7 protein-coding genes and 1 pseudogene are annotated in these 10,870 nt (G+C 51.8%); 5 read left to right on the forward strand and 3 right to left on the reverse strand.

Annotation, left to right across the window (positions count from 1 at the left end; translation table 11 throughout):
- The first annotated feature begins 18 nt into the window (after nucleotides 1-18).
- Both recB and recD read left to right on the forward strand, forming a co-directional pair.
- Nucleotides 19-3,621, forward strand: coding sequence for an exodeoxyribonuclease V subunit beta (gene recB / locus B3Z23_RS12720; RefSeq protein ID WP_294911126.1), 3,603 nt, complete (start codon nucleotides 19-21; stop codon nucleotides 3,619-3,621).
- Nucleotides 3,614-5,461, forward strand: coding sequence for an exodeoxyribonuclease V subunit alpha (gene recD, locus B3Z23_RS12725; protein WP_294910590.1), 1,848 nt, complete (start codon nucleotides 3,614-3,616; stop codon nucleotides 5,459-5,461). The genes recB and recD overlap by 8 nt, the downstream gene beginning before the upstream one ends.
- Nucleotides 5,462-5,506: 45 nt before the next feature.
- Here recD and argA read toward each other — a convergent pair whose 3' ends face one another.
- The 3 genes from argA to B3Z23_RS12740 form a co-directional block, all read right to left on the reverse strand.
- Nucleotides 5,507-6,835, reverse strand: a complete 1,329-nt coding sequence (argA, locus tag B3Z23_RS12730; protein WP_294910593.1) for an amino-acid N-acetyltransferase — start codon at nucleotides 6,833-6,835, stop codon at nucleotides 5,507-5,509.
- 365 nt (nucleotides 6,836-7,200) lie between these two features.
- Nucleotides 7,201-7,425, reverse strand: coding sequence for a hypothetical protein (locus B3Z23_RS12735; RefSeq protein WP_294910596.1), 225 nt, complete (start codon nucleotides 7,423-7,425; stop codon nucleotides 7,201-7,203).
- Nucleotides 7,426-7,513: 88 nt separating this feature from the next.
- Nucleotides 7,514-7,942 (reverse strand): amino acid permease, encoded by a 429-nt coding sequence (locus tag B3Z23_RS12740; protein ID WP_294911128.1) that lies wholly within the window; start codon nucleotides 7,940-7,942, stop codon nucleotides 7,514-7,516.
- Nucleotides 7,943-7,969: 27 nt separating this feature from the next.
- On the opposite strand from B3Z23_RS12740, the pseudogene B3Z23_RS12745 reads away from it, so the two are divergent.
- The 3 genes and pseudogenes from B3Z23_RS12745 to argS form a co-directional block, all read left to right on the forward strand.
- A pseudogene (locus tag B3Z23_RS12745) lies at nucleotides 7,970-8,104 on the forward strand (hypothetical protein); the annotation flags it as partial.
- A gap of 373 nt (nucleotides 8,105-8,477) precedes the next feature.
- Nucleotides 8,478-8,957, forward strand: a complete 480-nt coding sequence (gene argR, locus B3Z23_RS12750) for a transcriptional regulator ArgR (protein WP_294910599.1) — start codon at nucleotides 8,478-8,480, stop codon at nucleotides 8,955-8,957.
- Nucleotides 8,958-9,018: 61 nt separating this feature from the next.
- Nucleotides 9,019-10,764: an arginine--tRNA ligase gene (gene argS, locus B3Z23_RS12755; RefSeq protein WP_294910601.1), complete on the forward strand. Its 1,746-nt coding sequence runs from the start codon at nucleotides 9,019-9,021 to the stop codon at nucleotides 10,762-10,764.
- Nucleotides 10,765-10,870 lie beyond the last annotated feature (106 nt).

The raw sequence follows: 10,870 nt of genomic DNA on the forward strand, positions 1-10,870 counted from the left end.
AACCATGAGTAACTGATGATGAGTTTGCAACAGGCTGAAACACTGGACCCGTTACTTTTGCCTTTGCAGGGCCAGAGACTGATTGAAGCCTCGGCCGGCACCGGTAAAACCTATACCATTGGTATTCTGTATCTGCGTTTGTTGCTGGGACTGGGCGGCGAAAACGCTTACAGCCGTCCGTTATCGGTCGAAGAGATACTGGTGGTGACCTTTACCGAAGCCGCCACCGCAGAATTACGTGGACGTATCCGTGACAATATCCATGGTTTACGGATTGCCTGTATTCGTGCGGTTGACGGTAAGCGCCGTGAAGCCGAATCCACCGCCCCGTCAGACCAGCCCCCGGTCGAACAGGACAGCGCCTGGCTACCTTTGCTGCAACAGATTACCGATTTACCGGTCGCAGCCGGGTTGTTGCTGGCGGCAGAGCGTCAAATGGATGAAGCCTCAATATTCACGATCCATGGCTTTTGCCAGCGAATGCTGAATATGAATGCTTTTGAGTCCGGGATGCTGTTTGAGCAACAACTGGTGGAAAACCAGCAGCAGTTGCTGAACCAGGCCGCCGCAGATTTCTGGCGCCGTTACTGTTATCCGCTGGAGATGGAGACTGCCCGCGCAGTGTTGGATAACTTTAGCGGTCCTGAGCATTTACTGGCTTCTCTGTTGCCGTGGTTGCAGGGGGAGATGCCGGAGATTAAATCCCCGGTCGCTGAAGATCAGAGTCTGCAACAATGCCATCAGCAGAATATGCAGCGTATTGATGCGCTAAAACAGGCCTGGTCTGCGGCGTCGCGGGATATCCGGGAGTTGATAGAACAGTCTGATGTAGATAAGCGCAGCTACAGTAAGAAGAATTTACCGGTCTGGCTGGAAAAACTGGATCTTTGGGCCGCAGATTCAGAGAGCGGTTATCAGTTGCCGAAAGAACTTGAGCGATTTACTCAAAGCACACTGAGTGAAAAAACTAAAAAAGGCCAGGCTCCACAGCATCCGGTATTTACGCAAATTGAACTGTTTTTGCAGCAGCCAGTCACTCTGTATGATTGTCTGGTCAGTCATGCATTGCGCGAAATTCGACTTTCCGTGCTACAGCAAAAGCGCCAGCAGGCTTTGTTAAGTTTTGATGATCTGCTCAGTCGGCTGGATTATGCCTTGCAACACGAGGCAGGGCCGGCGTTGGCAGAATCTATCCGCCAGCGTTACCCGGTGGCAATGATTGATGAATTTCAGGATACCGACCCGTTACAGTACCGCATCTTTAACACACTGTATGGTGGCCAGGCGCAGAATGCCATGTTGCTGATTGGTGATCCAAAACAGGCTATCTATGCCTTTCGTGGCGCGGATATTTTCACCTATATTACCGCCAGAAAACAAGTCAGTGCTCACTATACGCTGGGCACTAACTGGCGTTCGTCACCGGCGATGGTCGCCGGCGTAAACCGTTTGTTCTCCGGGACAGAAAACCCGTTTATCTTCAGCGACATTCCTTTTCAGCCGGTCGCTTCCAGTGGGCGTAACCAGGCGCTCAGCCTGCAACTGGACGGAGAGATTCAGCCGGCACTGCGCTTCTGGCTGGCCCCTGGCGAAGGCATGGGGGTAAGTGAGTACCAGCAAATCATGGCGAAACAGGCGGCGAATGATATTGCCCGCTGGCTGACGGCCGGACACCAGGGTAAGGCCTGTTTTATCGACAGTAAGCAGCAGTCAAGACCGGTGACGGCTGCAGATATTACGGTGCTGGTGCGTAGCAGCCGTGAAGCCGGAATCATCCGTGAAGCTTTACAGGCCAAAGGGATTGCCTCGGTGTATCTCTCCAGCCGCGACAGTGTCTGGCTGACGACCGAAGCCCGGGAACTGTTGTGGATTTTACAGGCAATACTGGCCCCGGAGCAGGAGCGGACGTTACGCACTGCGCTGGCTACCTCCATTATTGGTACCGATGCCGCAACTCTGGAGCAGATAAGCCAGGACAGTCACTGCTGGGACGAGGTTACAGACCAGTTTGCCGGCTGGCAGTTGTTGTGGCGCCAGTCCGGAATCCTGCCGATGTTACGTGACCTTATGATTCAGCAACGGCTGGCAGAAAATTTACTGGCCAGTGAGGGCGGAGAACGGCGTCTGACTGACATCATGCACCTTGGTGAACTATTACAGGAAGCCTCTGTACAACTGGACAGTCCCCACGCGCTGGTCCGCTATCTCAGCCGGCAGATCTTGCATCCGGATATCAACGCCAGCAGCCAGCAGTTACGACTGGAAAGTGATCGTCATCTGGTGCAGATAGTCACTATTCATAAATCGAAAGGGCTTGAATACCCACTGGTTTGGTTACCCTTCGCCGCCAGCTGGCGGCAGGCAGAAGCCGCCTTATATCATGACCGGGAAAGCTATTCGGCAGTGCTGGATTTACAAAAGCAGGAACAGAGCCTCGAACTTGCCGAAGAAGAGCGACGTGCCGAGGATTTAAGGCTGCTCTATGTCGCGCTGACCCGTTCGGTCTGGCATTGCAGTATCGGTCTGGCTCCGCTGTTCCGTGGAAACCGAAAAACTCAGGGAGAGACCGATATCCATCACAGTGCCATTGGTTACCTGTTACAGCAGGGGCAGCCAGCCACGGCAGAACAGCTACGTCAGTACTTACTCAGTCTGGAGGACGGGAATATCGGGGTGGTGACCGCAGATAATGCGGAGGTCGGTGACTGGCATGACTCAGTAATCTCAGATAAGACGCTGTCCAGCCGTCAGCTGACAAGATCACTCAATGATTTCTGGCGGGTCACCAGCTATTCGGGCCTGCAACGACATGGTGGATCACGTCTGCTGGATATCATGCCGGGCTTTGACATTGATGCGGCCGGCGAACAACAAAATGAACAATCCTTGTCACTGACTGCGCATCACTTTCCGCGTGGCGCAGGTCCGGGGACATTTCTGCACAGCCTGTTTGAACAACTGGAATTTAGTCAGCCAGTGCCTGAGCAGTGGCTGGCCGACCAACTAGCCGCACACGGTTATCCGCCTCACTGGCTTCCGGTATTATTGCAGTGGCTGAATACTTTGCTCAACACCCCGCTGACGGCAGGCGGGTTATCATTATCGGCGTTGTTGCCACAGGACCGGCTGGTGGAAATGGAGTTTTATCTGCCCATTGGTCAGTTGTTACAACCGCAGGCACTGGATAGTCTGATGCGACGTTTCGATGACTTGTCTGCACGGGCTCCGGCGGTGGATTTCTTCCAGGTGAAAGGCATGCTGAAAGGCTTTATCGATCTGGTCTTCCGCTGGCAGGGTAAATATTACCTGCTGGATTATAAGTCAAACTGGCTGGGCGCTGACAGTAGTGCCTATACGCCGCAGGCGATGCAGCAGGCAATGATTGATCATCGTTACGATATGCAATATCAGCTGTACAGCCTGGCGTTGCACCGCTACCTGAAGCAGCGGATTAACGGTTACCAGTACCAACAACATTTTGGGGGGGTGTTCTACCTGTTCCTGCGGGGAATGGGGGGAGAACAGCCGGAGAACGGGGTGTTTTATACCCGTCCGGAGGAAGACTTTATCCGGAATCTGGATAACCTGTTTGCCGGGAATGAGGGAATAACTGATGTCTGAATTCGAACAGTTGCTGAAACAGGCTCAGGAAGCTCAAATGTTTCGACCACTGGACCTGCGTTTTGCCAGTCTGGTGGAGCCCGGGGGGGCGTCCCCGGAGTTACTGGCGGCCGCCTGTCTGAGTGCCGGCAGTGGGGAAGGGCATGTTTGTTTACCGTTATCGCTGCTTCGGCCGGATAAGCTATTTTCCGGGCGTCAGTTAGCGCTGGCCACAGAACTCTGGCAGGCCGCCGGAGCACCACAGGAAGCAGAGTTATGGCAGGAACGGCTCAGTCACTGGAATGCGGTGAGTGATGGCTCACTGGCCGCGCCACTGGTGCTGGACAACCACAGGCTTTATCTGCACCGGATGTGGCACCAGGAACGCCAGGTAGCTGATTTCTTTTCCAGTGAGTTACCGGCGAAACTGACCGAACCTTCAGAAGTGAGAGCCATCCTTGATCAGTTATTTGGTGAGGAAGGTAATAACTGGCAGAAAATAGCCGCGGCAGTGGCCCTGACCCGGCAACACTCCGTGATCTCCGGCGGTCCGGGGACCGGCAAAACCACCACGGTTGCCCGGCTGCTGGCGGCCTTACTGCTGCTGGAACCACAACGGTTACGTATCTGTCTGGCGGCTCCCACCGGCAAAGCGGCCGCCAGGCTGACGGAGTCGCTGGGTAAAGCGTTGCAGGCTTTGCCGGTCAGTGATGCCCTGAAATCCCGCTTTCCGCAGGAAGCGACCACGCTGCACCGGTTACTGGGTGCCAGACCGGGGACCCGTAGCCTGCGTTATCATGCCGGGAACCCGTTACATCTGGATGTTCTGGTGGTCGATGAAGCCTCCATGGTGGATTTATCGATGATGGCTTCTCTGATCAGTGCCTTGCCACCTGCGGCACGGGTCATCTTTCTCGGAGATCGCGATCAGCTGGCCTCGGTGGAAGCCGGGGCGGTTCTGGGGGATATCTGCCGTTGTGCGGAGTTTGGTTACAGCCCGCAGCGGGCCAGCGAGCTTGCAGAACTTACCGGTGCCAGTCTGAGCGGAACGGTGGTTGAGCAGGCACCTGCGGTGCGTGACAGCCTGTGCCTGCTGCGTCAGAGTTACCGTTTTTCTGCCGGTTCAGGTATCGGGCAACTGGCGGCCGCGGTTAACCAGGGCGATTTGTCCCGGCTCGACACGGTCCGTCAGGGGGACTATCAGGATATTGCCCTGCGTTCTCTGACTTCGGCCGATGACTGGCTGGAGATGCTGGGAGAGATCAGTGACGGTTATGCCGGAATGTTAGAAATGATCCGCCAGCAGTCTGCCCCTGAAGCCGTCCTGCAGGCCTTCAGCCGTTACCAGCTGCTTTGTGCATTGCGTGAAGGGCCCTTTGGTGTCAGTGGTCTGAATCAAAGGATAGAGCAACGCTTACGGCAGCAAAAACGCCTCGCCCCGGCTAACGGACAGTGGTATTCAGGAAGACCGGTGATGATAACCCGTAATGACAGTGCATTAGGGCTGTTTAACGGCGATACTGGCATCACCATGGCGGATAGTCACGGGCAACTGAAGGTCCACTTTATACTTCCGGAAGGGGATGTTAAAGCGGTGCAACCGAGTCGTTTACCCCCGCATGATACAGCCTGGGCGATGACCGTGCATAAATCTCAGGGGTCGGAATTTGACCACACCGCACTGGTATTGCCACCTCAGTTCAGCCCGGTACTGAGCCGTGAACTGGTGTATACCGCCATTACCCGCGCCCGTAAACAACTGACCATTTACAGTGACGAACAGTTGTTTAACCGGGCGGTTCAGTCGCGGACGGTAAGACGCAGTGGACTGTCCTGGCAACTGGCACAGCCCCTTGTCTGACGCTTTCCAAATGCCTGCCTCTGTCTGACAGAGGCAGGCATGAAGTCAGGTCAGGTTCAGCATCAGTACTTTAGAACGACGCTGATAGTTGTACATTTTCTTTTTGGTTTCCGGCAGTGATTCGATATCGACCGGAATAAAACCACGTTCCTGGAACCAGTGGATACTGCGGGTCGTCAGAACAAAAATCTTCCGCAGTCCCATCATTCGTGCCTGCAGGCAAACATGCTGCAACAATAACTCACCTCTGGAGGAACTGCGATATTCCGGATGCACAGCTACACACGCCATCTCACCAATCATCTCTTCCGGGAACGGATAGAGTGCGGCACAGGCAATGGTCAGGTTATCGCGGACAACCACGGTAAATTTATTGATTTCCATTTCCAGCTGTTCGCGGGAACGGCGAACCAGAATACCCTGTTGTTCTAATGGCCGGATTAACTCCAGTATTCCGCCGATATCGTCGATTGTGGCTTTACGGATCTGCTCGGCAGACTCCATCACGACCTGAGTACCAATACCTTCCCGCGAAAACAGTTCCTGTAACAGAGCGCCGTCTTCCTGATAACTGATCAGATGACTGCGGGGAACACCGCTGCGGCACGCCTGAACAGCGCCACGTAAAAAACGCACGGTGCCGGACAGATATTCTCCCTGTTGTTCAAAAGTATCTACCCGTTGTTGTGCCTGGTTCGGGAACATTTCCGACACGATATTGCCTTCGGCGTCGGTCACGCCTTGCTCCGAACAGAAACCAATCATTTTTTCTGCTTTCAGTTTGATGGCTACCTGAGTGGCCACTTCTTCCGAGGTCAGGTTGAAGCTCTCACCGGTGACAGAAACGGCTACCGGGCCAATCAGCACAATAGCGTCATTATCCAGCTGACGATGAATTGCCTGATGGTCGATACGGCGGATACGTCCTGAGTGGCAGTAATCCACCCCGTCATCCACTCCCAGGGGCTGGGCGATAATAAAATTACCGCTGACGACATTGATATGGGCACCCTGAAGCGGAGTATTGCTAAGACTCATTGATAAGCGGGCGGTAATTTCCAGTTGCAGACGGCCGGCAGCCTGTTTCACCAGTTCCAGTGAAGTTGCGTCAGTTACCCGGGTATGTTTGTGATACAACGGCTCCAACTGATGGTCGGCCAGATTCGCATCAATCTGTGGACGGGCACCGTAGACCAGTACCAGGCGAATTCCCAGGCTATGCAATAATCCAATATCATTCACGATGCCGGAGAAGTTCTCATGTTCAATGGCTTCACCACCAAGCATAATGACAAAAGTCTTGTCGCGATGGGCGTTGATGTACGGGACTGTATGACGAAACCCCTGAACTAATTCGGTACTACGTTCCTTCACGGCACTCTCCGGATGAATGGTTATTCGGTTTTATTGTATTTTTATTCTTTTATGCGTGGATTTGCAAGTCCTGTTCCGGTCACCGCTTTACCGCTTAGTTTATGATTTTTCATTAATATAACTTAATTATCATGGGGTTAAGTCAGTATTCATCATCATTGGCAGTGAAATGTTTTCTTACCGGAATCACTGTTTGTTGCCATTTTAACCCGTTGCCCGGGGCAGAGAAATAGCGCCGCGGTGTCTCTGCTGAGGGGGCACAGTCACTGTGGTTGTGCAAGGGAACATCAGGCAGCCAGAGCAAAGTATGAGCTGGTCAAATGACAAAATGATGCTGTCTGTTCATTGGGTTGGCTATGCCATGCTTAAGGCGTATTAAGGAGGCTACCGGAATCCCCGTCAGAGGAAGTAGTGTTAATCCAGCGAAGATTCCCGGAGGGCTGTCGGGAATCCCCCCCGTACAGGTCACTCTGCCAGGCCGCAGCTTTCGATACCTGAGCATTGGTAAACTGCCAACCCAGCAGCGAACCGATACAGGCGACAACCGCCAGCGCGGTGATAATTTGTCCGGCCAGTGGTGTAAACATCATTGAGAACAAACACCAGACCGAACGGTGCGTCGGAGGTGATCAGTTGATCATTGGGTACAATCTCCTGAATTACAGGGGTTGACGCGATTTAGACGATAGCCGCAAATCCGGTACCAAACAGGCAGGCCAGCGGGACGTTACGCTCAGGATTCCCGACCGCATCAGAGTTAGCACCTGCTGACTCTACCTCCGGGAATGCCCATAATGTCAGCGAAATACCGGAAGAAATGGCACCGTCGGTAGACATTGAATGTGGGGGCCGGGAGGCACTGAAAATTACCAGATCGAACCAGAACCAGCCGATCACCGACAGACCCGCCACCGGAATAATGATCCCCCGGATAGTGAAGCTTGAGATTTTGCCGGAGATTTTGGGTCCTTTGAAGTTAGCAATCACGGTCACTACCAATATTGCCACCACAGTCAGGAAGGTATGAACCGGTGAACTTTTGATCCATGGCGCGAACGGTGCCATATAGCCTGCAGCGGAGGCGGCAATAGCAACACAACTGAACATCAGACAGATATAGTAAGTATAAGAGACGATAAAAACAGTCCGCAAATTGCTTACCTGCAGGCACTTCAGGCATGGGATAATGCTTTCCCGGGGTTCGAACATGAGACCGAAGGGGCCGGGAAAGAGCAGGGTGGATATCACGTGATGTGTGTAAAAGCCTGACAAGTCCTCCGTTCTGTTAATCTAATATCGTTCCGGACGGTAATATTAAGGTAATAATCATCAGTCAGTAGCTGGAATAACCAGTTACTGACTTTCTTGTATTTATTTAAGAGAAATAAATATTCAATTTATAATAGTCAGATTAATTGATTTTAAGAAATTTTTTTCGGGTCTTAATGTAATGAGATGTTAAGCGATATATTTGTCTGTAGAGGGGTGTTTGATGAGCTTCTGGTCGTGGGTAAATTACATGATTAAAGTCAATTAATGATTATTCTGTGAATATTTATCGGGAGTATTGTCTCAGTAAGTGGTATTTCTTACCCCGACAAAAATAATATTTCCTGTGTATTCCATTCATTCAGAGAACATCATGACTGATACCATAAAAAACATTAAACATTTAGATCTCGATAAGGCCTTTCAGCAACTGTTAAGAGAGGAACGATTTGGCTCCCAGGCCGAATTTGTTGAATATCTGACGGCAAATGGTTTTGCCCATATCAACCAGTCCAAAGTATCGCGAATGCTGACCAGTTATGGTGCGGTCAGAACCCGTAACGCCAGAATGGAGATGGTCTATTGCCTGCCGGCGGAGCGGGGGATTCCTACCGCGAAAACGACGCTGAAAAGTTCTGTGCTGAGTGTTGAAACCAATGACTGGATGGTCGTCGCTCATACGGTTCCCGGTGCGGCTCCTTTGATTGCCCGCTTACTTGATTCCTGCGGAAAATCAGATGGGATCCTGGGAACCGTAGCCGGCGATGATACTATCTTTGTCGTTCCGGTGATTGGTATTAATTCTCAACAGTTACAGAAATCAGTAATAGGTATTCTAAATTCAGATAGCTGAAAAATATTACTATTCGGGTTAACCGATTATATTTTCTGTGGTCAACTTACATAGGTGATTTATGGATATTAAATCTGTTCTGGCCGGACTGGTCAGACAGGCAATGGCAGAGAGTAATATAACAACAGATAAATCTGTTACTGCACGTCCGTCAGCCCGTCCGGAGTTCGGCGATTATCAGATAGATAGTATGATGGCTATCGGCAAATCTCAGGGACAGAATCCGTTGCAGTTAGCAGAGCGGGTTGCCGCCCAACTGATGAATAATAAACAGTGCAAGGAAATTATTGCACGGGCGGAAGCCGTCAAACCCGGGTTTATTAATCTGTTTCTTAATAATGAGTGGCTTCAGTATCAGAGCGGTCTGGCATTGAATGATGTTCGTGTGTTGGTGGAAAAACAGCCAGCACAGCATGTGGTGGTGGATTACTCCTCACCTAATGTCGCCAAAGAGATGCATGTCGGTCATTTGCGTTCCACCATTATCGGTGATGCCAGTGTCCGGACGCTAGAGTTTCTGGGGCATAAGGTCACACGGGTGAATCACATTGGGGACTGGGGAACTCAGTTCGGTATGTTGATTGCCTGTCTGGAAAAAGCCGAAAACGACGGCAATATTTCCCTGTCTGACCTGGAAGGTTTTTACCGTGCGGCCAAAAAGCTGTACGACGAAGATCCGGAATTTGCGCTCAAAGCCCGCCGCTACGTGGTTAAACTACAACAGGGGGACGAGTATTGTCGCCGGATGTGGCATAAGCTGGTGGAAATTTCGATGACGCAGAACCAGAAAAATTACGACCGGTTAGGTGTCTCGTTGTCGTCCGCTGATATTCGTGGCGAGAGTTTTTACAATGCGATGCTGCCAGAGATCGTCAATGATCTGCTGGAACGCGGTATTGCGACCGAAGAAGCCGATACGGTAATGGTGTATCTGGAGAGTTATCGCAATAAGCAGGGTGATCCGATGGGGGTGATCATCCGTAAACAGGATGGCGGCTATCTGTATACCACCACCGATATCGCCTGTGCGAAATACCGTTATCAGACACTGCATGCCGATCGGATTCTTTATTACATTGATGCGCGGCAACACCAGCATTTAATGATGGCCTGGGAAATTGTCCGCCGTGCCGGATATGTCCCACCGTCGGTCAGCCTGGAACATCATAAATTTGGCATGATGCTGGACAGAGAGGGCAAGCCGTTTAAAACCCGGGAAGGGGGGACTATCCGGCTGTCAGAGCTGCTGGAGGAAGCCGTCGTTCGCGCACACAAACTGGTCAGTGAAAAATCCCCTCATTTGCCGGCCGACGAACTGCGTGAACTTTCAGAAATCATCGGTATTGGTGCGGTGAAATATGCAGATCTGTCGAAAAACCGGATAACGGACTATGTGTTCGACTGGGACTTAATGCTGAGCTTTGAAGGTAACACCGCACCTTATATTCAGTATGCCTGTGCGCGCATCAGTTCGATACTGCGTAAAGCAGAGCTGATTCAGCCGCAGGGCGACCCTGCGGTTACCCTGCTGAAGTTTACTTCAGACACTGAGCGAAGCCTGGCGGTGAAGATTCTGCAATTTGAAGAAGCATTGCTGGCAGTGGCACGGGAAGGGATGCCTAACATCATGTGTAGTTATCTCTACGAGCTGGCTTCCCTGTTCTCAGGGTTTTATGCGGCATCACCTATTCTGAATCACCCTCAACCGCAGGAAAGACAGAGCCGTCTGGCGCTGGCAGCACTGACAGGGCATGTATTAAGGCAGGGGATGGATACGTTGGGACTCAGAGTACCGGAAAGAATGTAAATCTGAGCAGGCCCCCGGGCCTGCGATAGTTTTCAGCAGACGAAAAAAAAGCTTATCAAAACAGATTTGATAAGCTTTCTTATGTTGGTTGCGGGGGCCGGATTTG

Origin of the sequence: Tatumella sp. UBA2305 (assembly GCF_002345795.1) — a bacterium.
GTDB lineage: Bacteria > Pseudomonadota > Gammaproteobacteria > Enterobacterales > Enterobacteriaceae > Tatumella > Tatumella morbirosei.

Excerpts from the sequence above, each read along its gene's own strand:
- recB (WP_294911126.1), top strand. The coding sequence starts at position 19 with ATGAGTTTGCAACAGGCTGAAACACTGGACCCGTTACTTTTGCCTTTG.
- recD (WP_294910590.1), top strand. The coding sequence starts at position 3,614 with ATGTCTGAATTCGAACAGTTGCTGAAACAGGCTCAGGAAGCTCAAATG.
- B3Z23_RS12735 (WP_294910596.1), bottom strand. The coding sequence starts at position 7,425 with ATGATGTTTACACCACTGGCCGGACAAATTATCACCGCGCTGGCGGTT.
- B3Z23_RS12740 (WP_294911128.1), bottom strand. The coding sequence starts at position 7,942 with ATGTTCAGTTGTGTTGCTATTGCCGCCTCCGCTGCAGGCTATATGGCA.
- argR (WP_294910599.1), top strand. The coding sequence starts at position 8,478 with ATGACTGATACCATAAAAAACATTAAACATTTAGATCTCGATAAGGCC.
- argS (WP_294910601.1), top strand. The coding sequence starts at position 9,019 with ATGGATATTAAATCTGTTCTGGCCGGACTGGTCAGACAGGCAATGGCA.